The 24853-nt window shown below is 61.1% G+C and carries 23 protein-coding genes; 11 read left to right on the top strand and 12 right to left on the bottom strand.

The annotated features are described in order from the left end of the window. Nucleotides 1-26 precede the first annotated feature (26 nt). Nucleotides 27-284 carry a hypothetical protein gene (locus tag OLZ32_RS15985; protein WP_264397217.1) on the top strand — a complete coding sequence of 86 codons (258 nt, stop codon included), beginning with the start codon at nt 27-29 and terminating at the stop codon, nt 282-284. On the opposite strand, the gene OLZ32_RS15980 is transcribed toward OLZ32_RS15985, so the two are convergent. Both OLZ32_RS15980 and OLZ32_RS15975 read right to left on the bottom strand, forming a co-directional pair. Next, complete coding sequence (locus tag OLZ32_RS15980; RefSeq protein ID WP_264397216.1) at nt 265-1014, bottom strand: SDR family oxidoreductase; 750 nt, start codon at nt 1012-1014, stop codon at nt 265-267. The genes OLZ32_RS15985 and OLZ32_RS15980 overlap by 20 nt on opposite strands. After that, complete coding sequence (locus tag OLZ32_RS15975) at nt 1007-1756, bottom strand: SDR family NAD(P)-dependent oxidoreductase (RefSeq protein ID WP_264397215.1); 750 nt, start codon at nt 1754-1756, stop codon at nt 1007-1009. The genes OLZ32_RS15980 and OLZ32_RS15975 overlap by 8 nt, the downstream gene beginning before the upstream one ends. A gap of 98 nt (nt 1757-1854) precedes the next feature. Between OLZ32_RS15975 and ydiJ the strand changes: the two genes are divergently transcribed. Together ydiJ and OLZ32_RS15965 are read left to right on the top strand one after the other, a co-directional pair. Next, the gene (gene ydiJ, locus OLZ32_RS15970) at nt 1855-4911 is read left to right on the top strand and encodes a D-2-hydroxyglutarate dehydrogenase YdiJ (protein ID WP_264397214.1); all 3057 of its coding nucleotides are present in this window, start codon (nt 1855-1857) and stop codon (nt 4909-4911) included. Nucleotides 4912-4956: 45 nt separating this feature from the next. Then, nucleotides 4957-5688 (top strand): FadR/GntR family transcriptional regulator, encoded by a 732-nt coding sequence (locus tag OLZ32_RS15965; RefSeq protein WP_264397213.1) that lies wholly within the window; start codon nt 4957-4959, stop codon nt 5686-5688. Nucleotides 5689-5835: 147 nt separating this feature from the next. Here OLZ32_RS15965 and OLZ32_RS15960 read toward each other — a convergent pair whose 3' ends face one another. Genes OLZ32_RS15960 through OLZ32_RS15935 form a run of 6 tightly spaced genes read right to left on the bottom strand, consistent with a single transcriptional unit; the run spans nt 5836 to nt 14539 of the window. Further along, nucleotides 5836-7521 carry a thiamine pyrophosphate-binding protein gene (locus tag OLZ32_RS15960; protein WP_264397212.1) on the bottom strand — a complete coding sequence of 562 codons (1686 nt, stop codon included), beginning with the start codon at nt 7519-7521 and terminating at the stop codon, nt 5836-5838. A gap of 22 nt (nt 7522-7543) precedes the next feature. Beyond that, a complete protein-coding gene (locus tag OLZ32_RS15955) occupies nt 7544-8737 on the bottom strand; it encodes an NAD(P)/FAD-dependent oxidoreductase (RefSeq protein WP_264397211.1) in 1194 nt (397 codons plus the stop codon). Between the two features lie 9 nt (nt 8738-8746). Beyond that, on the bottom strand, nt 8747-9559 hold the full coding sequence (locus OLZ32_RS15950; protein ID WP_264397210.1) for an NAD-dependent epimerase/dehydratase family protein: 813 nt from the start codon (nt 9557-9559) through the stop codon (nt 8747-8749). 12 nt (nt 9560-9571) lie between these two features. Then, complete coding sequence (locus tag OLZ32_RS15945) at nt 9572-10783, bottom strand: pyridoxal phosphate-dependent aminotransferase (protein WP_264397209.1); 1212 nt, start codon at nt 10781-10783, stop codon at nt 9572-9574. Then, a complete protein-coding gene (locus OLZ32_RS15940) occupies nt 10780-12447 on the bottom strand; it encodes a hydantoinase B/oxoprolinase family protein (RefSeq protein ID WP_264397208.1) in 1668 nt (555 codons plus the stop codon). Before OLZ32_RS15940 ends, OLZ32_RS15945 begins: the two co-directional genes overlap by 4 nt. Before the next feature lie 10 nt (nt 12448-12457). After that, a complete protein-coding gene (locus tag OLZ32_RS15935; RefSeq protein ID WP_264397207.1) occupies nt 12458-14539 on the bottom strand; it encodes a hydantoinase/oxoprolinase family protein in 2082 nt (693 codons plus the stop codon). A 306-nt stretch (nt 14540-14845) separates the two neighbouring features. On the opposite strand from OLZ32_RS15935, the gene OLZ32_RS15930 reads away from it, so the two are divergent. From OLZ32_RS15930 to OLZ32_RS15910, 5 genes are all read left to right on the top strand, one after another. Further along, complete coding sequence (locus tag OLZ32_RS15930) at nt 14846-15961, top strand: ABC transporter substrate-binding protein (protein WP_264397206.1); 1116 nt, start codon at nt 14846-14848, stop codon at nt 15959-15961. Between the two features lie 77 nt (nt 15962-16038). After that, the gene (locus OLZ32_RS15925) at nt 16039-16956 is read left to right on the top strand and encodes an ABC transporter permease subunit (protein ID WP_264397205.1); all 918 of its coding nucleotides are present in this window, start codon (nt 16039-16041) and stop codon (nt 16954-16956) included. A 16-nt stretch (nt 16957-16972) separates the two neighbouring features. After that, nucleotides 16973-18283 (top strand): high-affinity branched-chain amino acid ABC transporter permease LivM, encoded by a 1311-nt coding sequence (gene livM, locus OLZ32_RS15920; RefSeq protein ID WP_264397204.1) that lies wholly within the window; start codon nt 16973-16975, stop codon nt 18281-18283. Then, complete coding sequence (locus OLZ32_RS15915) at nt 18280-19095, top strand: ABC transporter ATP-binding protein (protein WP_264397203.1); 816 nt, start codon at nt 18280-18282, stop codon at nt 19093-19095. Before livM ends, OLZ32_RS15915 begins: the two co-directional genes overlap by 4 nt. After that, on the top strand, nt 19092-19826 hold the full coding sequence (locus OLZ32_RS15910; RefSeq protein ID WP_264397202.1) for an ABC transporter ATP-binding protein: 735 nt from the start codon (nt 19092-19094) through the stop codon (nt 19824-19826). The genes OLZ32_RS15915 and OLZ32_RS15910 overlap by 4 nt, the downstream gene beginning before the upstream one ends. A gap of 50 nt (nt 19827-19876) precedes the next feature. Here the strand turns inward: OLZ32_RS15910 and OLZ32_RS15905 are convergent, their stop codons facing one another. From OLZ32_RS15905 to OLZ32_RS15895, 3 genes are read right to left on the bottom strand one after another with little or no spacing between them, the layout of a single operon-like run. Then, nucleotides 19877-20155, bottom strand: coding sequence for a DUF6522 family protein (locus tag OLZ32_RS15905; RefSeq protein ID WP_264397201.1), 279 nt, complete (start codon nt 20153-20155; stop codon nt 19877-19879). Between the two features lie 35 nt (nt 20156-20190). Beyond that, nucleotides 20191-21321, bottom strand: coding sequence for an HPP family protein (locus OLZ32_RS15900; protein WP_264397200.1), 1131 nt, complete (start codon nt 21319-21321; stop codon nt 20191-20193). A 56-nt stretch (nt 21322-21377) separates the two neighbouring features. Beyond that, complete coding sequence (locus tag OLZ32_RS15895; RefSeq protein ID WP_264421782.1) at nt 21378-22283, bottom strand: LysR family transcriptional regulator; 906 nt, start codon at nt 22281-22283, stop codon at nt 21378-21380. Nucleotides 22284-22339: 56 nt separating this feature from the next. Here OLZ32_RS15895 and OLZ32_RS15890 point away from each other — a divergent pair, with 56 nt between their 5' ends. The 3 genes from OLZ32_RS15890 (at nt 22340) to OLZ32_RS15880 (ending at nt 23377) form a co-directional block, all read left to right on the top strand. Further along, nucleotides 22340-22492, top strand: a complete 153-nt coding sequence (locus OLZ32_RS15890; RefSeq protein WP_264397199.1) for a hypothetical protein — start codon at nt 22340-22342, stop codon at nt 22490-22492. A gap of 58 nt (nt 22493-22550) precedes the next feature. Continuing rightward, nucleotides 22551-22862 (top strand): hypothetical protein, encoded by a 312-nt coding sequence (locus OLZ32_RS15885; RefSeq protein WP_026160252.1) that lies wholly within the window; start codon nt 22551-22553, stop codon nt 22860-22862. Nucleotides 22863-23152: 290 nt separating this feature from the next. Continuing rightward, entirely contained in the window at nt 23153-23377 is a 225-nt protein-coding gene (locus OLZ32_RS15880; RefSeq protein WP_003549821.1) for a hypothetical protein, read from the top strand. 301 nt (nt 23378-23678) lie between these two features. Here OLZ32_RS15880 and OLZ32_RS15875 read toward each other — a convergent pair whose 3' ends face one another. Further along, nucleotides 23679-24581, bottom strand: coding sequence for a GNAT family N-acetyltransferase (locus OLZ32_RS15875; RefSeq protein ID WP_264397198.1), 903 nt, complete (start codon nt 24579-24581; stop codon nt 23679-23681). Nucleotides 24582-24853: the final 272 nt, after the last annotated feature.

Raw genomic sequence — 24853 nt, 5'->3', positions numbered from 1 at the left:
GGGCAGGCCTTTCTGAGGGAATAGAGATGGTTCAAACGATCAAAAGCCGATCGCAGGTACCGCTGGACTCCCGCGATCTTGAAATCTGCCAGCGGGTCTTCGACAAGATCAGATCCGAATATCAGGTGGAAAAGGACAGCGACGAAGCCGAACGAACGGCGAACATCATCATCGAGCTTTACCGGCAGGGCGTGCGCGACCCCGATCACCTGCAGTCAATGGTCGAGGCGGCCCGCGGCCTCTTCGAAACGAGCGAACGCCCGCCTACTGCTCAGGGAATTTGACCATGGTTCCGCCGCCGGTCGCCTGGTCCGTCGGGAAGACCTCAATTCGGGCGACGTCGACGAAGACGGGAAGCTCGATGGCGTTCGAGATGATCGAGGCGATGTGAGAGGGTTGTATCGGACGGTAGCCGTCATAAAGGAGTGTCCGCGCCTGGTTGCCCGCCATGGCGGTTCGATAGAGCTCCGTCTGGACTCGGCCCGGTACCACCTCGGTCACTCGAACCGAGGTCCCGAGCAGGTCGCAGCGCAGATTGTCGCAAAACAGGCTGAGCCCGGCCTTCGACGGGCCGTAGGCCGCCATGTTCGGATAGGGCGCCTGGCCGCCGCTCGAACCGATGTAGATCAAGTGGCCGCGCTTTCGCTCGACCATAGCAGGCAGGAATGCGCGGGTCAGATGCATCGGCGCCTTGAGATTGATGTCGATCATGGCATCGATCTCGGACGGCTCGATCTCGCTGAATGTCGCCCGTGTCGAGAGAATGCCGGCATTGTTGACCAGGATGTCGACGTCTGTTCCGTGAAGCTGCTTGACGATTTCGGCGGTATCGCGCACATCGGCACGGAGCGGCTTCGCCCCGCTTTCCCGCGCCAGTTCCTCGAGCGCCTCGGCGTTTCGGCCGACGGCATAAACCGTCAGCCCCATTTCGCGTAGTTTGCCGACGGTGGCGCGACCGATGCCGCTCGTCGCACCGGTAACCACGGCGACCCGATAGGGCAGCGGATCAGACATAGATATAGCCTCCGCTGACGACGACGTTTTCGCCGGTGGCATAGGTGTTGCGGCTCGATGCCATCATGACGATCCATTCCGCCATTTCGACCGGCTCGGCCGCGCGGCCAAGCGCGCTGGCCTTGGCGAGCTCCGGGAGGAATCCGAGCTCCTTGGCGCGATCCGTCGCGAAACCGGCAGGAGCGACGGAATTGACAAGGATCTGGTCCTTGGCGCATTCCTGGGCAAAGGATTTCGTCAGGCTGACGACAGCCGCCTTGGTTGCGGCATAATGCGCATTCTGGGGATGGGCCTTGAAAGCATCGACCGAGGTCACATTGACGATCCGCCCCGTAACCGCAGGCGCGTTCACGTGCTGGCGCATATGAAGAACGGCGGCCACCATCATATGATAGGTACCCTTCACGTTGATCGCATTTTCGAGGTCCCATTCCTCGTCGGTGATCTCGAGGATAGGGCGTCTCGGATAGATCGCGGCGCTGTTGACGAGCACGTGGATCCGACCGAGCTTGCCGACAAGCTCATTAAACCCGCGATGAGCCGTTTCCGCCCGGGAAATGTCGGCAGCGGCGGTCGCCACCTCGGCGCCGAGGGCGCGAAGCGCATCGGCCGAGACGCCGAGCAACTGCTCATTACGATCGATGAGCCCGATCCTGGTCGCCCCATGCGAGATCATCAGTTTGGCCGTCGTCAATCCGAGCCCGGAAGCGCCGCCGACGATGATTGCGGTCTGGTTCTTCAAAGTTCCACCTCAGTATTTTCAGTTACGCCGCTAGCATTGTATGTTATCACTTATATGCCAACTTCGACAAAGCTCAAGTGCATTCTGAAGGTCTCGACATGATTCCACGCCTCCGGCCGAACGGTTCAATCCCCCTTCCCGCCGTGGGATTCTTCCAGCGGCTCGTCGAGGCGGGATTCGATGGCGACATCGAAACCGGCGCGGCGAGCCGGACCGTTTTTTCGACCGACAATTCCATCTATCAGATCGAGCCGACCGGTATCCTTTTCCCCAGAGGCGTTGAAGACCTGCAGATTACGGCGGCCGTGCTGTCGGAGCCGGCTTTTCGGGGGATCACTGTCGCGCCGCGCGGCGGCGGAACCGGCACGAACGGTCAATCCCTCACCTCAGGCATCGTCGTCGACTGCTCGCGACACATGAATTCCATTCTCGAGATCGACCCGATCAGGAGAATTGCGCGAGTCCAGGCGGGCGTGGTCAAGGATCAGTTGAACCAGGCGTTGAAGCCCTACGGCCTGTTTTTTGCGCCCGAACTCTCCGCCTCCAATCGCGCCACCATTGGCGGCATGGTCTCCACCGATGCCTGCGGCCAGGGTTCATGCCTCTACGGCAAGACCAGCAACCATGTGCTGGGATTGCGCATCGTGCTTGCGGATGGGACCGACTGGTGGTCGCGCCCGCTCGATGAAGCGGCGCTCGAAGAGATCGTCGCGCGTGAGGACCGCGTCGGCGAGATCCACAGGACAGTCGAACGCATCGCGCGGGAAAAACGCGACCGGATCACCGAGGTGTTCCCGAAGCTCAACCGCTATATGACCGGTTACGACCTCGCTCACATCCGGCGAAGCGACGGACGCTTCGACCTTAATGCCATCCTCTGCGGCTCGGAGGGAACGCTGGCGATGATCGTCGAAGCCGAGCTCAATCTTCTGCCGATTCCTGCCCATGCGGCATTGATCAACATCCGTTACGGGGACTTCAACACGGCATTGGAAGATGCCCGCACGCTCGTGGCGCTCCAGGTCGCCTCGGTGGAAACGGTCGATGAAAAAGTTCTAGGCCTCGCCAGGGGCGACATCGTCTGGACGGGCATTGCCCGCTTTTTTCCCGACGATGCAGGCCGAACCACAAACGGCATCAATATCGCGGAAGTGCTCGCCGACGATGAAGCCGAACTCGAACGCAAATTGGCCGAGGTGACTGCGGCGCTTGCCACGGGCGCGAATGCGCGTCACTTGGGTTATACGATTGCGCGGGATCATGCCGATGTCGAGGCGATCTGGTCGATGCGCAAACGGGCGGTCGGTCTGCTCGGTAATGTGGACGGGCCGGTCAGGCCCGTCGCCTTCGTCGAGGATACCGCCGTGCCGCCGGAAAACCTCGCGGCCTATATTCGCGAGTTCCGTGCATTGCTCGATGGCGCCGGCCTTTCCTACGGCATGTTCGGCCATGTCGATGCCGGTGTCCTGCACGTGCGGCCTGCCCTCGACCTCACCCGCAATGACCATGTCCGTTTGGTCCGGGAGATAAGCGACGCCGTCGTAGCGCTGACGCGCAGATATGGCGGCGTTCTCTGGGGGGAGCACGGCAAGGGAGTGCGTTCCGAATATGTGCCTGAATTCTTCGGCGATCTCTATCCCAGCCTGCAGGAGATCAAACGGGCTTTCGATCCGGAAAACCGTCTCAACTCCGGCAAGATCGCAACCCCTTCCGGCCAAGCGCTGCTGAAAATCGACGAGGTTCCGCTGCGGGGAGATATCGACCGCATCATCGGCAACGAGATCCGCGCAGCCTTCGACAACGCCGCTTATTGCAACGGCAATGGCGCCTGTTTCGATTTCGACGAAGCGAGCCCCATGTGCCCCTCCTACAAGGCGACACGCGACCGGCGTTTTTCGCCCAAGGGCCGCGCCGCCTTGATGCGGGAATGGCTGAGGCTGCTTGCCGAGAAAGGCATCGATCCCCGCCAGGAGGCAAAACGCCTGCGGCAGAGCGTTCCGCTCGCGAGCTTCGCTCGGCGCGTCTTCAACTCGCTGAACCCTCAAAATCGGGACGACTTTTCCCATGAGGTCCGCGCTTCGATGGACACCTGCCTGGCCTGCAAGGCCTGCACGGGACAATGTCCCGTGAAAGTCAGCGTCCCGGCCTTCCGCTCCAAATTCCTGGAACTTTACTACGGACGCTACCTCCGTCCGCTGAAGGATCCGCTCGTCGCAGCCATCGAGACCACCCTGCCGCTGGTCCACCGGATACGACCTGCCTACAACCTGGTCGTCGGCACGCGAGCCGGCAGGATGATGATGCGTGTTGCCGGGCTGACCTCCCTGCCTCGCCTGCCGCGGATCTCTCTGGCGAAGGAAGCCGCCCGCCTTGGCGTGCCGCTTGCGACACTTCCGCAAATCGAGGCCTTGTCGCCGCGTGAGAGGGAGCAGAGCGTCATCTTCGTCGCCGATGCGTTTACCGCCTATTTCGATCCTGAGGTCGCTCTCGCCGCAATCGGGCTTGCGCGGAAAATGGGGCTTTCGCCCTTCCTCGCGGCGTCGCATGTCAATGGCAAAGCCCTGCACGTTCATGGCTATCTCGGACGTTTCGAGGCTGCGGCCGGGCGGACCGCGCGCTATCTTCAGCGGCTGGATGATGCGGGCGTGGCACTGGTCGGGCTCGATCCGTCGATGACGCTTGCGTTCCGCAGCGAATACAAGGGGGTGCTGAAGGCGACCATTCTCCTTCCGCAGGAATGGCTGGTCGCCAACCTCGGCCGGCTTGCCGCTTCACCCTCAGCCGCCAAAGGCAAGAGCTTCCGGTTGATGGCCCATTGCACCGAACGCACCAATGCGCCCGCCTCCGTTGCGCAATGGAAACAAGTATTCGCGAGCCTCGGCATCGACCTGCAGGCGGCCCAAACGGGTTGTTGCGGAATGGCAGGTACATTTGGCCACGAGGCCCGCAATCGGCCGATCTCCGAGCGCCTCTATGCGATGAGCTGGAAGCGGGAGATCGATGCCGCCGGCGACACCGACAGTCTCATGGCCACCGGATATTCGTGCCGCTCACAGGTGAAGGAAATCGACAATAAGCGCCTGCCGCATCCCTTTGAGGTCATCGACAAGATAATCTCTGAAAACGCCGACATCCCGCAACCAGATGTGGCATGATATGTGATATGTGCTAAATTCGATCGTGAAAATCGGAGCAAACCAGTGTCAATCATTACGCAACGAGGCAATCTCGCGGAAATCGTCGTTGCGAAGCTGATGGAACGGATCGACTCCGGTCTTTATGCTCCCGGCGAGAAAATTCCGTCAAGCGCCCAGCTGTGCGAAGAGTTCGGCGTTTCCCGAACCGTCATTCGCGAGGCGCTCACCTCTCTTAAGGTGGGCGGAAGGGTCACGACGCGACAGGGTGCCGGCGTCTATGTTAGCGACAAGGACGCAAAGACCCTCAATTTCGAAATCAGCCGCATCGAGGACATTCGCTCCGCGATGCAGATCCTGGAGTTGCGGCTCGGCGTCGAGATACAGTCCGTTGCCCTTGCCGCGTCGAGGCGCACGCCGGAGGCGCTGGCTGAAATTGCCCGCGCCTACGACAACCTCGAAAACCTGGTGACTCAGGATGCCGAGGTCGAGGCACGCGCCGATTTCGAATTCCATCTGGCGATCGCCCGCGCCACCCGCAATCCCCACTTCCCGAGTTTTCTGGAAGCGGTGATAGAGAGCATCAATTTCGAACTCGTGCTCAAGCATCGCCAATCGGCGCGCGGCTACAGCACCTACCTGAAGAAGATCAACAAGGAACATGCCGCTATCCTGGCCGCCATCACCCAGGGTGATGCCAAGGCTGCGAAGGCCGCGCTGATCGTCCATCTGGAGGAAAGCCTCCATCGTTACCGCACGATGCTCGATGAGCCGGCGAGTAGCGAAACGGAGGATTAAGTCAAGGGGAAGGAAAGGATGACCCGCCTGCCGCGACGCTTCCTGCGTTCCTATCTCGCCGTTTCCGCGCCCCTCAAGCGGTTTCACTTTCCGCTGGTCTGCTGAGGCGCCGCCCGGCTTTTTTGGGGACAGCGCCTTTTCCCGCGATCACTTTCCCTGTGCGATAGCCTGGTCGCGAATTTGCGTCAGGCTCATTTTCGGCGTCAGTGCTTCCGGATCGATCCGGATTTCGATGAGACCCGGCTTGCCGGAAGCCTCACAGCGTTCGAAAGCGCCGGCGAAGTCCCCGGTCTTTTCCACCGTCTCGCCGTGGAGGCCATAAGATCGTGCCAGCGAGGCAAAATCCGGGTTCGTCAGGCGGGTGCCGGAGACGCGGCCGGGATACTCGCGCTCCTGATGCATGCGGATCGTGCCATACATGCCGTTGTTGATGACGAGGAAGATGACGCGAGCGTCATACTGCATGGCGGTCGCAAGTTCCTGACCGTTCATCAGGAAACATCCGTCGCCGGCAAAGGCAACGACCGTGCGCGTGGGATCGGTGATCTTGGCGGCGATCGCCGCCGGCACGCCGTAGCCCATGGAACCGTTCGTCGGTCCGAGCTGGGTGCGGAAGGTGCGATACTGATAGAAGCGGTGCGCCCAGGCGGAATAATTGCCGGCGCCGGTGGTCAGGATGGCGTCGGGCTTGAGGTGGCCGCGCAGCCATTCCATGATATCGCCCATCTGCACGGGACCCGGCACCTTGGGATGCTCGAGATTTTCGAGGTAGTCGGCATGGGCCGTTCTGGTCCAGTCCTTCCACACCGGGGCAGCTAATGGCTTCAGCTTTGCCGCCTGCGACAGGAAACCCGCGACGCTGGCATTGATTGGCAATCGCGCGTGATAAACGCGCCCCAGTTCCTCCGCGCCCGGATGAATATGAACAAGAGACTGCTTCGGAACCGGAATGTCGATCAGCGTATAGGCGCCTGTCGTCATCTCGCCGAGGCGGGCGCCGATTGTTATCAGCAGGTCGCAATCCTTCATATGGCGGATCAGCTTCGGCCCTGCCGCAAGGCCGAGGTCGCCGGCATAGTTTTCGTGCCTATTGTCGAACAGGTCCTGGCAGCGGAAAGAAGCGGCGACAGGCAGGCCGAAAGCTTCCGAAAATACCTTCAGGTCGGTAACGGCCTGCTGCGTCCAGCCGCCGCCGCCGACCACGACCATCGGGCGCTTCGCCTCGGAGAGAAGGCCGAGCAATTCCTCGAATTGCTGCGGGCCGGCAAAACCCTCGACCCTCTTGTAGGGAGGAGTATCGGCAACATCGACCATATCGGTCAGCATGTCTTCGGGAAGGGCGACGACCACCGGCCCGGGCCGGCCGTTGACCGCTCGGTGGAATGCCTGGCTGATGAGCTCGGGAATGCGGGCGGCATCCTCGATCTCGACGACCCACTTTGCCATTTGACCGAACATGCGGCGATAATCGATCTCCTGGAACGCTTCGCGCTCCATCTGATCGCGCGCCACCTGCCCGATGAACAGGATCATCGGCGTCGAATCCTGGAAGGCCGTATGCACGCCCACGGAGGCATTCGTCGCACCCGGCCCGCGGGTCACGAAGCAGATGCCGGGCTTGCCGGTCATCTTGCCATAGGCTTCCGCCATATAGGCGGCGCCACCTTCCTGCCGGCAGATGACGAATTCGATGGCGTCTTCCATATCGTGTAAGGCGTCGAGCGCGGCAAGATAGCTTTCGCCCGGCACGCCGAACACGCGCTCGACACCATGGATGCGCAAGGCATCGACGAGCACCTGGCCGCCGCTGCGCTTGGATGTTTCGTTTTTCATCGGGGAGCCCCTCTGCTGCTCGTTAAATGACGGCGTCTTCGAGGAAGGGGCGCTGTGCTACTACCCGCTCGTAGCCGAATGGCGAAAGATCAAGGGTCTTGAAGCCGCCATAGGTAATCAGTTCCGAGAGACCTCGCCCCATCGCCGGCGACTGCTGGAGACCGTGCCCCGAGAAGCCGTTTGCAAAGAGGAAATTGCTGACCTCGGTATGCGGTCCGAGGACGACATTGTGATCGAGGGTGCAATAGTCGTAGTGGCCGGCCCAGGAGTTGACGACCTTGATCGCCTCGAATGCCGGAACCCGGTTCGCCATGATCGGCCAGATCTCCTCATCGAACTCGTCGTGCATGACGTCGAAATCATTGGGGTCTACTTCAGGGTCATGTTTGGGATAGGTGCCCATCAGATAAAACTTGCCCTCGGGCCGGAAGAAAACGCCGGTAGGATCGATCGTCAGGCCCACTTTTCCTTCAAGAGGCGTGCGGCAATCGACGACGAACAGCGAGCGTCGGCGTGGCTCCACGGGGACGTCGAGCCCGGCCATGCGGGCGATTTTCTTGCCGTTGGTGCCTGAGGTGTTGACCATCGTGCCACAGGCGATCGTCTGGCCGCTCTTCGTCGACACCGAAACGACGCGGTCTCCCTCTCTGTTGACGGCAACAACTTCGTCTTCGATGTACTCTACGCCGAGCGCGCGCGCTTTCTTCCGAAAGCCCTGCAGCAGGCCAACGCTGTCGAACCAGCCCTCGCCCCGCTCGCCGGTGCTGCCGAGCGTCAATCCTTCGAGGTTCAGCCAAGGAAACCGCCGGCCGAGACCATCCGGGTCGAGAAGCGTCACTTCCGCGCCGCACGAGACCTGGGTCTCGTGATTACGCCTGAGAACCTGATCGCCGCGTTCGTCCTCGGCGAGGAACAGATAGCCGGCCTCATGAAAACCGATCTCGGGCGTGTCGTCGTCGATGGCGACGTTTTCCTTGAAGTTGCGGATGAACTCCGTCCCGAATTGCGAGACTTTGACATTGATCGCATTCGAGAACTGATGGCGGATGGAGCTGGAAGACAGCGCCGTCGCCGAACGCTGATAGGTCCAGTCCTTCTCGATCACCAGGACCGACCCGTTGAAGTCGGGATTGGTCGCCAGAAAATATGCCGTCGAACTGCCGACCACTGCACCGCCGACGATCACCACGTCATAGGACGACTTGGAAGCTTGCATCGGGGCGTCTCACTTTTTCTCGTCTTCAAAGTGACCGGCGGCGGCAAAGCTGCCGCCCTGGAAGCGCACCGCCGGATCGTTGGGATCGCCCTGTGTGGTCTTTTCGAAAACCTTGTCCGCGTAATCGTCGGCGCTGTCTTCCGGCTTGTATCCAAGCGATGCCGCCGTGCGGTTGTCCCAGAACGCCCGGCTGTTGTTCGACATGCCATAGGCGACCATGAAGCCGACGCGTTCTGCCGACAGGCTCTTTTCCACGAGCTGGCGGCAATCGCGATAGGAAAGCCAGGTGATGAGGTGGCGCCGGTCCGTCGGCTCGGAGAAGGACGAGCCGATGCGCAGGCTCACGGTCTCGATCCCGAACTTGTCGAAATAGTAGCGGCCGAGATTTTCGACGAAGGTCTTCGACACGCCGTAGAGACTGTCGGGGCGGGTCGGAACGTTGCCGTCGATCGTATCGGTGCGCTCGTAAAAACCGATGGCGTGAACGGAGCTGGCATAGACGATGCGCTTGACGCCATGCTGCCGGGCCGCCTCATAGATGTTGTAGCTGCCGACGATATTGGCGTTGAGGATGGTGTTCCAAGGGGCTTCGAGCCCCTGACCACCCATATGAATGATGGCGTCGCAGCCCTCCACGGCTTTCGAAACGTCGTCAAAGTCGGAAAGATCCGCCGGAAGATCCTCCTCGTGCGGCTCGAGGTTGTCGCAGGGCTTGCGTGCAGACAGCCTGACGATCTTGCCAAGCCTTGTTCCTGACTTGCGCAGCTGGGTTCCCAGAGCGCCGGCCGCGCCGGTCAGAAGCGTGCGCTGATAATCGGTCATCGAATTTTCCCTTTAGCGAAGTTTGGCCAGTGCATCGGCGGTGCGCTCGATGGCAATGGCAAGATTGTCACGCGAGGTCGCGAAGGAAAGGCGAATATAGGGTTCGACGCCGAAAGCCGCGCCGGGAACGGTTGCGACCTTGCCTTCCCTCAGGAGATAGGAGGCCAGTTCCGTATCGTTGGAAATCCTGGCGCCGTCGGGCGCCGTCCTGCCGATATAGTGGGCGCATCTGGGAAAGAGATAAAACGCCCCTTCCGGAGCCCGCACCTCAAGACCGGGTATCACACTGAAGCCCCTTGCAACGAGTTCGCCGCGCGCCTTGTATTCGGCAACCGCCGTTGTGACGAAATCCTGGGGACCGTTGAGCGCTGCGGCAGCGGCAAACTGGGTGATCGAGGACGGGCAGGTCGTGCTCTGGGACTGAAGCTTGTTCAGGGCCCTGGTCAGTTCCTTCGGGCCGGCCGCATAGCCGAGGCGCCATCCTGTCATGGCATAGGCCTTGGATACGCCGTTGATGATGAGCGTGCGGTCCTTCAGCTCCGGGCAGGCGACGACGAACGACGTGAAGGGCACGTCGCCGCAGACGATATGTTCGTAGATCTCATCCGACATGATCGCCACGTGGGGGTGCCGCGCCAGCACCGCACCAAGCGCCTTCAGTTCGTCCGCCGTATAGATCGCCCCCGTCGGATTGGACGGAGAATTGAACAGAAACCAACGCGTCTTCGGTGTGATGGCTGCGTCCAGCCGCTCGGCTGTGATCTTGAAGGCATCCTCGACACCGCAAGGCACGATCTTCGGAATGCCGCCGTGCAGGATGACGATGTCGGTGTAGGAGACCCAGTAAGGCGCCGGCACGACCACCTCGTCGCCGGGCTCCAGCGTGGCCAGGAATGCATTGAAGAGTATCTGCTTGGCGCCGTTGCCGATGGAGATCTCATCCATGGCGTAGTCGAGGCCGTTCTCACGTTTGAACTTGGCGACGATCGCTTCGCGCAGTTCCACCAGGCCGTCCGGCGCGGTATAGCGGGTAAGCCCCTTGCGCATGGCCTCGATCGCCGCCTGAACGATATGGTCAGGTGTGTCGAAATCAGGCTCGCCGAGCGAAAGGTCGACGACATGCTCTCCTTTGGCCCGCATCGCCTTGGCGGCGACCGATACCGCCATGGACGGCGAGGACTTGATCGTCGCAACGCGCGTGCTTTCGAATGCAATCATATTCATGCCTTGCCTCCCTTCGTCCCGCTCCTGCCGTAGGCTTCAGCCTGTTCTTCTGTGATGTATCCATGCTTCAGATCGTGCTCGATCGCATCAGCCGAGCGATGTGCCGGATCGCCGTAACCGCCGCCGCCCGGAAGCGACAGAACGAGGCGCCGGCCTTCCGGCACGAATTGCAGCCCCTTGCCCTTGAGAACCGTACCGTCGTCGAGCGCAACTGCGCCGGCCGTGCCGCTCAGTCCGCCTTCGCGGCCGCGTGCGGGGTGGCCAAGCCTGTCGAACATGGCGGAGAAACGGAAGCTGAAGCCCTCGGCCGCTTCGATCTCGATCATCTGGCCGAGACCGCCGCGCTGCGCGCCGGCACCCCCTGATCCCTCGCGTAATTCCTTGCGCCAGATGATGACGGGGCCGACATTCTCCGTCGCCTCGATCGGCATCGTGTGCACGCCGCTCGGAAAGGCGGTGGCGTTCAAGCCATCGAGAGCGGCGCGGGCGCCGGTGCCGCCGGAATTGAACATCAGGATTTCCGCGCCCTTGCCGCCGATCTGATCGGAGACGGGGCGCACGCTCATATGCAGGTTCCAGAGTGCGCTCGCACCCTCCGCCGGAACATGGCCTGGAAGCGCCTGATGCAGCGCGCCCAGCACGAGATCCGGCACGAAATGGCCGAGAACGTGGCGGACGGCGACCGGTGCCGGCCGCTTGGCATTGAGGATGCAGCCTTCCGGCGCCACCACGTCGAAGGGCGCGAGAGAGGCCGCGTTGTTTGGAATTTCCGGCGCCACGACGCATTTGATGCCATAGCAGGCATAGGCCTTGGCATAGACGAGCGGCACATTGATGCCGAACTTGCTCATGCCCGAGGTACCGTCGAAATCGACCACGATTCCCTCGGGGCCAATGCTCAGCTTGGCGGCGAGATGCACCGGCTCATCATAGCCGTCGAGGTCGAGGCTATAGCTCCAGGAACCGTGCGGAAGGTTCCTCAGCCGCTCCAGCGTTGCCTCGCGGCTATGCTTGAGGATGAAGCCGCCGATCGTCGACAGATCAGGGAGATTGAATTCCGTCAGCATGTCGACCAGCCGGCGCTGGCCCGTTTCGTTGCAGGCGGCGAGCGCATAGAAGTCGCCGACGACCTTGTCGTTTTCGCGAACATTGTTTCGGACGATATGGATCAGCGTCCGGTTCAGCTCGCCGCGCTCGAAGAATTTCATGATCGGGATGAAGATGCCCTCTTCATAAACTTCGCGGGCATCCGGGCCGAAACCGCGGCCGCCGATATCGACGACATGCGCGGTCGAGGCGAAATAACCGACCAGCTTGCCGTGATGGAAGGAGGGCGTGACGACGGTGATGTCGTGCAAGTGGCCCGTTCCCTTCCAGGGATCGTTGGTGATGTAGACGTCGCCTTCAAAGATATTGTCCGGCCCGATGTCGCGAATGAAATGCGCGACGGATTCCGCCATGGCGTTGACGTGGCCGGGCGTGCCGGTAACCGCCTGCGCCAGCATGCGGCCTTCCAGGTCGAAGACGCCGGCCGACAGATCGCCCGCCTCGCGCACCGAGGTGGAGAAGGCCGTGCGGATCAGGGTCTGCGCCTGCTCCTCGACGACGGAGATCAGCCGGTTCCACATGACCTGCATATGGATATCGATCATGGATTGGTTCATGTGACTATCCTCAGATCCGGGTTGCGAGAAGGCTGCCGTCGCGCTGAACGATGGCCTTGAAGGAAGAGGTAAGAACGGCTGAGGTCTCACGCTCCACGATGACCGCGGGACCCTTGATGACGTCGCCGGGCTTCAGACCGGTGCGCTCATGAATTCCGGCTTCGAGATAGGCGCCTTGCGAAGCCTCGAACAGGCGGCGGGTCTTGGCCGGCTGCACGACATTGCCTTCGGCAACGGGCGGAATACGCTCGACCGGCGGCAGCGGCGAACTCGCCTTGACCGACCAGCTGACGATCTCGATGTCGAGACCCTCGATGGCGCGGCCGAAGAAGCGCTCATATTCCCTTTCGAACGAGGCCGCGATCGTCTCGGCACTCGCAGAGTCGAAATTGCCGTCAGCAAATGGGACCGGAATATCCCAGCCCTGCCCGGCATAGCGCATGAACAGCGTGCGTTCGACCACCGGGGAGCCGGCGTCGAGCCCGCCTTCGACAAAGCCGAGTGCTTCGGCCTTCATCGCTTCCAGGAGCCGATTAGCCTCCGCATATTCGAAATTCGACAGGTTGAAGACGGCGCTGCGGACGGCTTCGTAGCCGAAGGGCGCTTTAAGGAAGCCGATCGCGGACCCGACGCCGGCACCTGGCGGAACGAGGAAGGTCGAGATACCCATCTTTTCGCAGAGCCGTGCGGCATGCAGCGGTCCCGCGCCACCAAAGGTGATCATGGTGAAATCGGAAATGTTCTTGCCGTTCTCGACGGTGTGAACGCGACCGGCATTGGCCATGTTTTCGTCGACCATTTCGCAGGTGCCGTAGGCGGAAGCTTCCGGATCGAGGCCGATCACCAAGCCGATATCGTCGCTCATCGCCTGGCGGCTCGCCTCGATGGAAAGCGGGATCGCGCCGCCGGCGAAATTGGCGGGATCGAGCTTGCCGAGGATCAGGTCGGCATCGGTCACGGTGGGGTTCTTGCCGCCGCGCTGATAACAGGCCGGGCCCGGCTCGGAGGCTGCCGAATGCGGGCCGACGCGGATCTGGCGCATTGCGTCGACCGAAGCGATCGAACCGCCGCCGGCGCCGATTTCGACCATCTCGACGACGGGGATGGAAATCGGCATGCCGGATCCCTTGCGGAATCGATAGGTGCGCGCGACCTCGAAAGTCTTGGCCGTCTTCGGCACCTGATTTTCGATCAGGCAGATCTTGGCGGTAGTGCCACCCATGTCGAAGGAAAGAACCGTATCGAGACCGTATTGACGGGCGATGTCGGCCGCGAAGATCGCGCCGCCCGCCGGACCGGATTCGACCAGGCGGACCGGAAACTCGGAGGCGCTCTCGACCGAGACGATCCCGCCGCCGGAGTGGATCATGAAGACCGGGCAGCCGACCCCGATCTCCTTCAGCGACACGACAAGACGATCGAGATAGGATTTGATCGCCGGCTTGACGTAGGCATTGGCGCAAACCGTGTTGAAGCGCTCGAACTCGCGCATCTGCGGAGAAACCTCCGACGAAATCGAAACGGAAACATCAGGAAGGCGCCTCAGGATCGCGTCGCGGACGGCGACTTCGTGCGCGCCGTTGGCATAGGCATGGATGAACCCGATCGCGACACTTTCATAGCCGCCTGCCGCGATTTTCTCGACGACGGCTGCGACCGAAGCTTCGTCCAGAGCCAGTAGAACCTTGCCGGCCGCATCGATACGCTCACGCACGACGAAGCGGTCGGCGCGCGCGATGAGAGCCGGCGGCAGGGAAATATTGAGATCATATTGCTCGAAACGGTTCTCGGTGCGCATCTCAAGCACGTCGCGAAAACCTTCCGTCGTCACGAAGGCGGTCTTGGCGCCGCGCCGCTCGATGAGCGCGTTGGTGGCAAGTGTCGTGCCATGGATGAGGATGCCGATCTCTGAAAGAGCGATGCCCGCCATGTCGGCGACGGTCTTCACACCTTTGAGGATCGCCCGCTCCGGCGCCGTATAGTCCGTCAGGATCTTGGTCGAGTGAAGCGTCCCATCGAGGTCGAGAGCGATATCCGTAAAGGTGCCGCCGATATCGACGCCCACCCGGCAGTTTCGTGGCGTGCTGCTCACCGTCTTGTTCCCCGCTTTTTAACGTTCGCGACCGCGCACGCGCGGTCATGCATCCCGCCATTCTTCACTGTTGCAAACAACACTGCAACATTTCCGCTTGACGGTCTTCGTATATGTCACTTATCATATAAGTGTCAATTAAGAAAAGGATCGAAAATCTCGAAACTCGCTCTTCTCAGCGTTTTCAACGAGAACGAATTACCTAGCAAAACTAACGGCTTAGCCTCCAAAGCGAAGTATGAACGCGGGCTAAACCGCGTCGAGAACGACTAGAGATCGAATAGCTTCAACCAGAGGGAAAACCACATGAAATCCGTCTCGACACTTCTTAGCGCCACCGCCGTCGCCTCCGCCCTGCTGTTTTCCAACGCTTTGGCGGCCGACACGATCAAGATCGGCGTCGCCGGCCCCTATACCGGCGCCAATGCGACCTTCGGCGAGCAGGTATTCAGCGGCGTCTCCGCCTACGTCACCGACGTCAATGCATCGGGCGGCATCAACGGCAAGAAGATTGAACTGGTGAAGGGTGACGACGCCTGCGAACCGAAGCAAGCCGTTTCCGTCGCCAATCGTTTCGTCGACCAGGACAAGGTCCAGGCCGTGATCGGGCATTTCTGCTCGTCCAACACGATCCCTGCTTCCGAAATCTACAATGATGCCGGCATCCTCGAAATGACGCCGTCCTCGACCAATCCGACCGTCACCGATCGCGGTTTCGACAATCTGTTCCGTGGCTGCGGCCGTGACGACCAGCAGGCCGTCGTTGCCGGCGCCTTCATTCTGGATACGCTCAAGCGGGACAAGATCGCCCTCATCCACGACAAGGACACCTATGGCCAGGGCCTGGTCGACGCCGTCAAGAAGACGATCGAAGCGCGCGGAATCAAGCCTGTGATGTATGAGGGCCTGACCCGCGGCGAACGTGACTTCAACGCGCTCGTCACCAAGATCAAGAGCTCCGGCGCCAACGCCGTCTACTTCGGCGGCCTCATTCCCGAAGGCGGTCCGCTGATCCGCCAGCTGAAGGAGCAGGGTGTCGACGTCGTCGTCGTCAGTGGCGATGCCTTCGCCCAGACCGAACTCGTCGCGGCCGCCGGCGGCGCGCAAAACCTCAAGAACGTCTATTATTCGGCAACGCCGGATCCGCTGGCCGATCCCTCCACGCAGGGCGTCCAAGATTCGCTGAAGAAAGCCAACATCACGCCGGCCAACTATGTGCTCTATGGCTATGCCAACGCACAGGCCGTCATTGCCGCGCTGAAGGCCGGCGACGAGCTGAAGGCCCAGGCCGACTATCTCCGCAGCAACACCGTCGATTCCGCCATCGGCAAGATCACCTGGGACGCCAAGGGCGACATCAAGGACTTCAAGTTCGTCTTCTACAACTTCGACGACAAGGGAACCCCTGTCTTGGTGAAGTAAGGCATTTTGCCCGAGCCGACCGGACCTCAAGGTTCGGCTGGCTCGGGCATCCCCGAAAACCATAAGAGGGGTTCACCATGGACTTTTACATCCTGGTTCAACAATTGTTCAACGGCATCACGCTCGGGACGATCTACGGCCTGATCGCGGTCGGATACACCATGGTCTACGGCGTCATCCGGATGATCAACTTCGCCCATGGCGACGTCTATATGGTATCGGCCTACATCGCCGCCATCACGCTTGCCGTCCTCGGCTATTTCGGCGTTCAGTCGGTTCCCTTCGCCTTGATATCCGTGCTGGTGATCAGCTGCGCGATAACGGCCGTCTATGGCTGGGTGATCGAGCGCGTCGCCTATCGTCCGCTTCGCGGCTCGACCAAGCTTGCTCCGCTGATATCGGCCATCGGCATCTCGCTGATGCTGCAGAGCTACGTCCAGATCGCCCAGGGGGCGCGCGACCAGGGTGTGCCGACGCTCATCCAGGGGGCGTTTCGCATCGGTAACGATACCCACTTCGCGCAGATCACCTACATGCAGACGGTGATCCTGTTCGCGTCGCTGATCGCCATGGGCATACTGACCTATGTGATCAACTACACCAGGATCGGCCGCGAATGCCGCGCCACCCAGCAGAACATCCGGATCTCCGCGATACTCGGGGTCAACACCGACCGGATCATTTCGACGGTGTTCGTCATGGGCGCGGCCACTGCCGCCGTCGGCGGTACGCTCGTCACCTTCAACTACGGTTCCTTCAACTTTTTCATCGGCTTCGTCATGGGCATCAAGGCCTTCACGGCCGCGGTTCTCGGCGGGATCGGCTCGCTGCCCGGCGCCGTGCTCGGCGGCATCGTCCTCGGCCTGACCGAGGCTCTGTTCGCCGGCTATGTCAGCACCGACTACAAGGACGTCTTCGCCTTCGCATTGCTCATCACCCTCCTGTTTTTCCGACCGTATGGCCTGCTTGGCCGGCCTGAAACCCAGAAAGTCTGAGGAGGAGCAAGAAGCCATGGAATCCAAACGCCTTCGGGGGCTCTTCAAGCAAGCGCTCCTCACTTTTACCGTCTCCCTCATCCTGTTCGGCCCGATCTCGGGGCTGGTGCTCGACGGATTTTCGTTCACGAACGAACTGATGCGCGCGGTGTTGCTGGCGGCCGTCGTCACGGCAGGCCGAACGGCGCTCTCGCTGTTCCAGATGAGCAGCCTCGGCCGAAAATTCACCCGGCGCATGGCCGGCAACGGCGCCGGCGTGACTGTCATGACCGGCAAGGAGAGATCACCGGTGCTGGTTCTTTCCCTGTTGTTTCTCGCCGGATTGAGTCTGCCGTTTTTCGCCGACAAGTACTTCCTGGGTATCGCGATCCTCGCCCTGATATATTGCCTGCTCGGCCTCGGGCTCAACATCGTCGTCGGGCTTGCGGGTCTGCTCGACCTTGGCTACGTCGCCTTCTACGCCGTGGGCGCCTATCTCCTGGCGCTCGGATCGCAATATCTCGGCATCGGGTTCTGGGGCGCTCTGGTCCTTGCGCCTTTTCTGGCCGGTCTATTCGGCATGATCCTCGCCTTCCCCGTCCTCAAGATGCATGGCGACTATCTTGCCATCGTCACGCTCGGATTCGGCGAGATCATTCGTCTGGTGCTGAACAACTGGCTGGAATTCACCGGCGGCCCCAACGGCGCTCCGGTCCCCGCACCCACATTCCTCGGCCTCGAATTCACCCGCACGGCCAAACAGGGTGGCATCCCCATTCATGAATATCTGGGCATCCCCTACAGCGCGGACTACCGGTTCTGGTTCCTCTATTTCGTGCTGTTTCTTGTCGTCGGCTTCGTCATCTATGCCGTCGAGCGGCTGCGCGTCATCCCTCTCGGCCGCATGTGGGAAGCGCTGCGGGAAGACGAGATCGCCTGCCGTTCGCTCGGCGTCAATCACGTCTTCACAAAGTTGACGGCCTTCATGCTCGGCGCCTCCACGGGCGGCCTCGCCGGCGTCTTTTTCGCCGCACAACAGGGCTTCGTGAACCCGACATCCTTCACCTTCTTCGAATCCGCGCTGATCCTCGCCATCGTCGTGCTTGGCGGTCTCGGATCGACGGCGGGCGTCATCTCGGCAGCGCTCGTTCTCACCATTCTGCCGGAACTTCTGCGTGAGTTCGCCGAATACCGCGTTCTGGTCTTCGGTATCCTGATGGTGGTGATGATGATCTGGAAACCGCGCGGCTTGGTCCGCATCAAGCGCCCGGCATTCTTTCCGAGTTCGACGAAGGAAGGCATCGGCACCGAACTGTCCTTTGAGGGTAAGGCGGAGGCGGGACGATGAGCCCTATCCTCGAAGTGCAGAACGTGACGATGCGTTTCGGCGGCATCGTCGCCAACCGGGACGTCAGCTTCTCGGTCGAACGCGGCGCGGTCACCGCCCTCATCGGTCCCAACGGCGCCGGCAAGACGACGATGTTCAACTGCATCACTGGATTCTATCGCTCCAGTGAAGGCCGCATCATGCTGAACGGGCGCGATGGTCCAACGGATATCGGCCAGTTGGTGACGAAACGGGTTGCCGGTGGCTCGCATCTCGTGACGCGCGCAGGAATCGCCAGGACGTTCCAGAACATCCGCCTGTTCAAGGAGATGTCGGTCATCGAGAACCTTCTGGTCGCCCAGCATCTGGCAACCCGCAACAATATTCTCAGCGGCGTTTTCCGGACCGGGGCGTTCCGCAAGGCCGAGGCAGAAGCCGTCGACCGCGCCTATCACTGGCTTGGGCAAATGAAGCTTGCCGACGACGCCAACCGCCTGGCCGGCGAACTGCCCTACGGCCGGCAGCGCCGGGTCGAGATCGCCCGCGCCATGTGCACAGGCCCGAGCCTCATATGCCTCGACGAACCGGCTGCCGGCCTGAACCCTTCCGAAACGCTGGATCTGGCCGAGGTCATCCAACGGCTCTGTGCCGATCACAAGCAGACGGTTCTCGTCATCGAGCACGACATGGGTCTCGTCATGCGCATTTCGAACCACATCGTCGTGCTCGATCATGGCGAGGTGATCTCCGACGGCACGCCTAAGCATGTCGCCAACGATCCGGCCGTTGTCGCCGCTTATCTCGGGGTCAGCGAAGAAGAGGTGCAAGCATGAGCCAGTCGTCCGACACGCAGGTACCGCTTCTCGAATTCGCCGGCGTTCACGCCCATTACGGCCCGATCGAAGCGCTGAAGGCGGTAAACGTTCATATCTCAGCCGGTGAGATCGTCAGCCTGATCGGTGCAAACGGCGCCGGCAAGACCACGCTGCTTTCCTCCATCTTCGGCGCGCCGCGCGCCTCATCCGGCAAGATACTGCATCGTGGCGAAGACATCTCCCAGATGCCGACCAGCAGGATTTCCCGGCGCGGCATCGCGCTCGTTCCGGAAGGCCGCCAGATCTATCAGGAAATGTCCGTCGAAGAGAATATGATGATGGGCACGACGCCGATCGGCATGGCCCATTTCGAAGAAGACCGGAACACCATGTTCGAGCTCTTCCCGCGCCTCAAGGAACGTCGAAACCAGACCGCCGGCACCATGTCGGGCGGCGAACAGCAGATGCTCGCCATCGCCCGCGCCATGATGGCGCGGCCGGAACTGATCCTGTTCGACGAACCGTCGCTCGGCCTGGCGCCGTTGATCGTCAAGCGCGTTTTCGAAGTTTTGCGGGAGATCGCGGCGATGGGCAAAACGATATTTCTCGTCGAGCAGAACGCCAATCATGCACTGAAGCTGTCGCAGCGGGCCTATGTCATGGTCAACGGCCGTATCCACCTCTCCGGCGATAGCGCCGCCCTGCTCGATAACCAAGACGTCCGCAAAGCCTATCTCGGATTGCACTGAACAAGGGGCTTCCAGCCGGCATGGTCAATCTCCCGACGGCTGGCGTCGATTTAGCGCGGATGCCGTCCGGAGGGTTTACCCCGAAGAACAGTCATCTGTTCCTGCTGCACTTCATTTTCATCGTTCAGAACGGCTTGCCAAAGCCTGTTGCCGAGCCGAAGCGACACCCGTTTCGTCCCCTCGTGTTCAGCTGTCCCGATTTCCACGGAACTGATGACAGAACCATGGCGCATGTGGCGGCGAAGATCGGCGAGCGACAACCCGAACCGCTCCGCCAGTTCCGATGATTCCAGGATAAAATCGCCATTTGCATCGCGCTCGATCAGCACCGACTTTTTCTCCAGCTAGATTCCACGCCCACCGCTCAGGCCACTGCCGGGATCGCATTGTCTTCCTTTGGCAGCAGTCGCGCTACTGCGCTCAGCAGATCCGTCTGCGATATCAGGCCAAGGATCCGGTAATCGTCGTCGACAATGATGACGGCATGCGTGCGGCCGTCCGTCAGAACGGGCAATAGCGACAGAGCGGGGTCCGAAGGCCTCGCCACAGCCGGCCTCGCGATCGCATGCGCGATGGTCTCGGTGCTCATCGACAATTCCCGCAAGCCGACGGTGCCGACGAGGCGGCCCTCTGGGTCCTTCACCGGCAAGGTGCGGATATTGTGCTTCAAGAGCAGATGCCGTGCGGCATCCGGTTCCGAGGCTTCGCCAATGGCGATCACGTCGCGCGACATGATATCGGCACAACTGATCTTGCCGTTTGAGCGGATGGCCGCTTGCAGCTCGACCTGCTGCAACAGCCGGCCGAGATCTGCCCGGTCGATATCGAAGGTTTCGTCAAGCGCTTCGAGGGCCGCATCGACATCCTCCTCGCGAAAACCCACCCGCACGGCCGATGGCAGGTCGATCGTCTGATGCGTGTTCTCCGCCGATTTCGGAACGACATGCGGATAATTCCGCTTGGACAGCTTGTGGAACAGCAGGCCAAGGCCGACGAGAATGCAGGAGTTCAAAGCGACGGGCACGAAGGGAAAGAGGAATCCCCAGCCGGCAACGACAGGTCCGCCGAGCACGGCGGTCAGGGCAGCAGCTCCTCCGGGCGGATGAAGGCAGCGCGTGAAGGACATGGCGCCGATGGCAAGCGAAACGCCGACGCCGGTCGCGATGATCGGATCGCCAATGAAATAGGCGGCAACAATCCCCATCAGGGCGGAAATCGTATTGCCGCCGATGATCGACCATGGCTGCGCCAGCGGGCTTGCCGGCACCGCGAAAAGAAGCACCGCGGACGCCCCCATCGGCGCGACGATCAAGGGAAGATGCGGCCCCTGCCCGAACAGATAGCCGCTGATGACGCCGGTGAAACCAATGGCCAGCAAAGCGCCGAGACATGCAATCAATCGCTCTCGTAAGGTCGCACCCGCCAATATGGGTGAGAACAAACGGAAGCGGCGAAAGCGGCTCGGTCCCACCTTCGGGGAAACGGGATACTGCATGACAAGACCAATTTTAAGCGAGGATTATCTGGCGGCGAAGAAGAAAGGCGTGCGGGCTAGTTTGTCGCCAGCCTGATATCTCTGCCTTTTGTCGCGCTGAGGACTTCGTGGAATGCGCTGAACGCGCTGGGACGATCATTCTTGCGATAGACGAGCAGCGTCTCGACGGGTCCCAGCTGATGGGTCTGGACAGGCGTCGGCCAGTGCATGAGATCAAGGACGGATCGCGGCATGACGCCGGCCGTCTTGCCGGTCGCAACGCTCGCCAGGATCGCGTGGTAGGAGCCGAGCTCGCTCGTCGGCAGGGCGCTCGATTTGCGCGCCCAGTTTTCGGCGATCCTGCGATAGGTGCAGCCGGGCTCTAGAGCGGCGAGCGATCCGACACGCAGGTCTGCGGCGGATTTGATGGACGGATGCCCGGACGGCAGCACGATCAACAGATCTTCGACGAAGACCGGCTCCATCTCCAGCGCCTTGAGTTCGGCATCGAAGCTCGAGTCTTCCTCGCGCATCGTCTTCGGCGGGCGGGCAATCAGCGCACAATCCAGTGCATCAGAGAGAACGTCGCGGGTCAGATCGCGGGACGCCCCCATCGTCAGATGAAGCGACACATCAGGCCACATCTGATTGAATTGCGTCAGCGCCGCCGGCAGCCTGCTTGCCGCCGTGCTCTCCATGGTGCCGACCCGCAATGTCCCGGATGGGGCCAGAGGCCGCACGGCCTGGCGCGCTTCGAGCGCAAGCGCCATAAGCCGGTTGGCATAGCCGAGAAACGTCTCACCCTCGCGTGTCAACGTCATCCTCTTGCCGTCACGGCTGAAGAGGGAAACGCCGAGATCCTCCTCCAATTGCTGGACGCGCGTCGTCACATTCGACGGCACCCGCCCGACGGCCTTGGCAGCCTTCGTCACGCTGCGGTCGCTGGCAACGGCGAGGAATATCTCGATCGATGAAAGGTCCAATGAAAAGATCTCGTTTCCGGAATTAAGACGATAGATAATTCTCTATATAAAAATCATTGCATCAGCTCAAGCCGGTTTCGGCATTGGACGAAAAACGCCATCCGCGGACCGGACAGGCAAGCGATTGCCGAAAAAAGGATCGCGACGCCGAGGAAATAGCCATGCAGGCGGCGGCATTGCCTCTGCCGGATGAGGATTTGCGGGTTTGAGGCTGGCATGCGGTTTGCATCCGCAAGGCCATCTGCAGATCGATCGGCGACGACCTTAATGTTGCAACTTGTCTTGACCTGTCTTCTTCTGAGCGTCGCTTCAGGCTTGAGCATGCGCCGTTTTCTCCTGCCGTATTTCCCAGGCGGCGATCTCGCTGAGAAATCCGCCCCTGTGACGATCGTCGCAAGCGCCGTCTTTCTGGCGGCAATCGCTTTCACCGTCTCCGATCAGGAGCTTTGGGCAAAATCCGTCATCCTGATGCTCGGCCTTTCGCTGGCGGCGATGTTCGACGATGCAAGACCCAGGCTGACGATCGCCCTCTCCGCCGTCAGTTTGGCGGCCTATCTCGGGCTGCGTTCGATTAGCTGAGCATCCAACCTCACGCAAACAGTTCAGTGGTGATTGAACACCGCGGCTCATCGCCCGGTGCCGAAGCCCAATCGAGGCGTTGCATCCATCGACGAAATCATTCGTCAACAGAGCCACATCTTACAACCTGAAACATCCCCGACGGGGGACAGGGAAAACTTCGCGCAATACGAGAAAATGATCTCCATTGAAGAATATTCTCTCCCTGTTATTCTCCACAATAGAACATTTTCCCGGGCACGCCGGGATCGCAACGGCTCCTGTGCCGCACGGATGTTCGAGTTGCGCCGATGATGAGGAGGCGAGTGGCGATCATGGACAGCGACCCGGCAGGAAAAATCTGGTCGGAATGGTACGCGTGGCATCCTGTCTTGCCGACCGATGACACAGTGTTCTGGCTCGAGACCGTGTACCGCAAGGAAAGCCCGGAGGGTTTCTGGCAATACCGCTCGTTCCGGCCCGAATTCGAACGTCAGCAGGCTCTGACCCGCCTCCCCATCTGTCCCGGCGCTTAGAGCCTTTCCTGGTCAGATTGAAGCATTCTGCCGGAGCAGGTTTTCGTCAGGGCAAAGGCGATTGGCGACGGGCATACCCCAAGGTACGTCCGAGCCGATCGCCTTTGATCCTGGCGGAAGGATGCCCGGCCCTGCGGGTTGGCTGAAACGGGCCGGCTGATCGACCGGCCGGCTTGGCCGTAGAGCTTGGCTACGACACGCGCCGGCCGGTCGACCATCCGACTCCGTTTGAGCCAACAGAATGCTTCAATCTGACCAGGAAAGGCTCTAAAACCCGACAACGATCTTCAGTAGGCTTGCGTCAACCGAGTGCCTGGCTGACGAGCGCATAGGTCTTCGGCTCGGGCGCCACTGCGCGTCCGGCAACCGGAAGCCAAGGGCCACCCAGCGACATGGTCGTCACGATATCGTAGACAGGAAGACCGCAGCGGGAGAGGAAATCGGAAAAGGCTCCGCCTTGCTCGCGTGTGTCGAGGCGCAGGAACGCCCCTGCGTGCTCGGCAGCATGCGGGCGGACGACGGCGATCGCGTCTGCGTCACTGCGCGCCACAACGGGACCGATAACATGGCCGCGCCCGAACCGCCGGCAAAGCGAGAATGCCTCGATCCGGCCGGCGCGGCTCAACACGATGCCCTTGGAATTTGCCAGGAGCCGGGCCAGGAGCAGTTTGCGATCCGTGCCGAAGGCCACGCAATCCAATTCGGCGATCGCTTCCAGATCGCCAGCCTCGACGGCCCGTATCACGGCGCCGGACGGCGGCGCCACATCCGGCGGCAACATCGCTTCGCCATGGCATTGAAAGACGAGCGCCTCCCGAACAAAATTCAGGGACCGATAAAGACGGCGCGCTGCGCGCGTCGCATTCAGCCCGAGGCTCCGCCCGGCGACCTGATTCAGCGCATGGCCCATCAACCATTGACCGGCGCCATTGGTTTGAAGACGCGGCGAGGTGATGACCATACCGACCGTGGCAAATTGCGCGTCATAGGGAAACCACATGGCAGAGCCCAGGATACGGCCGATGTCATCGATCGCCACGATGCCCTGTCCGAACTCCCGCAGGAACTGCCAGTCCTCACCGCGATGCGGCCAGGCGACGGTCATCGACAGCGCATGCAACTTGTCGAGGGCAACGCTGTCGATCCCGGCGATATGCGTCTCGAAACTATCGACGAACCTGGATTCGGATGTCAGTTCACTCACTCCCGCCCCCTGCTGCTTTTTTTGGCCAAGTCTGCGCCCGGAAACTTCTCCGTCCAGACTAGAACAGATCGTTCGATACAATTCACTGGTGAAGCCTGCGCAAACACAACAATCGACCAAATCCCGATGTGCTTTCGGCAAGTAACGCCTGCGCCTCCCTCTAGACTCATCGACAGATCCAGCGGCCCGGAGTCGCCGTTCACTGTGAGAGCCCGGAAATGTCCCCTCCTTCAGCCCAGTTGCAAACACCTCTAACATCTCGCTGGGCCGAA

The organism is Rhizobium acaciae, from assembly GCF_025941625.1.
Classification (GTDB): domain Bacteria; phylum Pseudomonadota; class Alphaproteobacteria; order Rhizobiales; family Rhizobiaceae; genus Rhizobium; species Rhizobium acaciae.
The sequence above is the reverse complement of the archived record's forward strand: the minus strand, read 5'-3'. Positions and strand labels throughout refer to the sequence as shown.

Coding starts and splice junctions, on each gene's coding strand:
- OLZ32_RS15915 (WP_264397203.1), top strand. CDS start 18,280: ATGAGCCCTATCCTCGAAGTGCAGAACGTGACGATGCGTTTCGGCGGC.
- OLZ32_RS15950 (WP_264397210.1), bottom strand. CDS start 9,559: ATGACCGATTATCAGCGCACGCTTCTGACCGGCGCGGCCGGCGCTCTG.
- OLZ32_RS15930 (WP_264397206.1), top strand. CDS start 14,846: ATGAAATCCGTCTCGACACTTCTTAGCGCCACCGCCGTCGCCTCCGCC.
- OLZ32_RS15900 (WP_264397200.1), bottom strand. CDS start 21,321: ATGCAGTATCCCGTTTCCCCGAAGGTGGGACCGAGCCGCTTTCGCCGC.
- OLZ32_RS15910 (WP_264397202.1), top strand. CDS start 19,092: ATGAGCCAGTCGTCCGACACGCAGGTACCGCTTCTCGAATTCGCCGGC.
- OLZ32_RS15940 (WP_264397208.1), bottom strand. CDS start 12,447: ATGAACCAATCCATGATCGATATCCATATGCAGGTCATGTGGAACCGG.
- OLZ32_RS15885 (WP_026160252.1), top strand. CDS start 22,551: ATGTTGCAACTTGTCTTGACCTGTCTTCTTCTGAGCGTCGCTTCAGGC.
- OLZ32_RS15925 (WP_264397205.1), top strand. CDS start 16,039: ATGGACTTTTACATCCTGGTTCAACAATTGTTCAACGGCATCACGCTC.
- OLZ32_RS15980 (WP_264397216.1), bottom strand. CDS start 1,014: ATGTCTGATCCGCTGCCCTATCGGGTCGCCGTGGTTACCGGTGCGACG.
- OLZ32_RS15960 (WP_264397212.1), bottom strand. CDS start 7,521: ATGAAAAACGAAACATCCAAGCGCAGCGGCGGCCAGGTGCTCGTCGAT.
- OLZ32_RS15880 (WP_003549821.1), top strand. CDS start 23,153: ATGATGAGGAGGCGAGTGGCGATCATGGACAGCGACCCGGCAGGAAAA.
- OLZ32_RS15985 (WP_264397217.1), top strand. CDS start 27: ATGGTTCAAACGATCAAAAGCCGATCGCAGGTACCGCTGGACTCCCGC.
- OLZ32_RS15945 (WP_264397209.1), bottom strand. CDS start 10,783: ATGAATATGATTGCATTCGAAAGCACGCGCGTTGCGACGATCAAGTCC.
- livM (WP_264397204.1), top strand. CDS start 16,973: ATGGAATCCAAACGCCTTCGGGGGCTCTTCAAGCAAGCGCTCCTCACT.
- OLZ32_RS15955 (WP_264397211.1), bottom strand. CDS start 8,737: ATGCAAGCTTCCAAGTCGTCCTATGACGTGGTGATCGTCGGCGGTGCA.
- ydiJ (WP_264397214.1), top strand. CDS start 1,855: ATGATTCCACGCCTCCGGCCGAACGGTTCAATCCCCCTTCCCGCCGTG.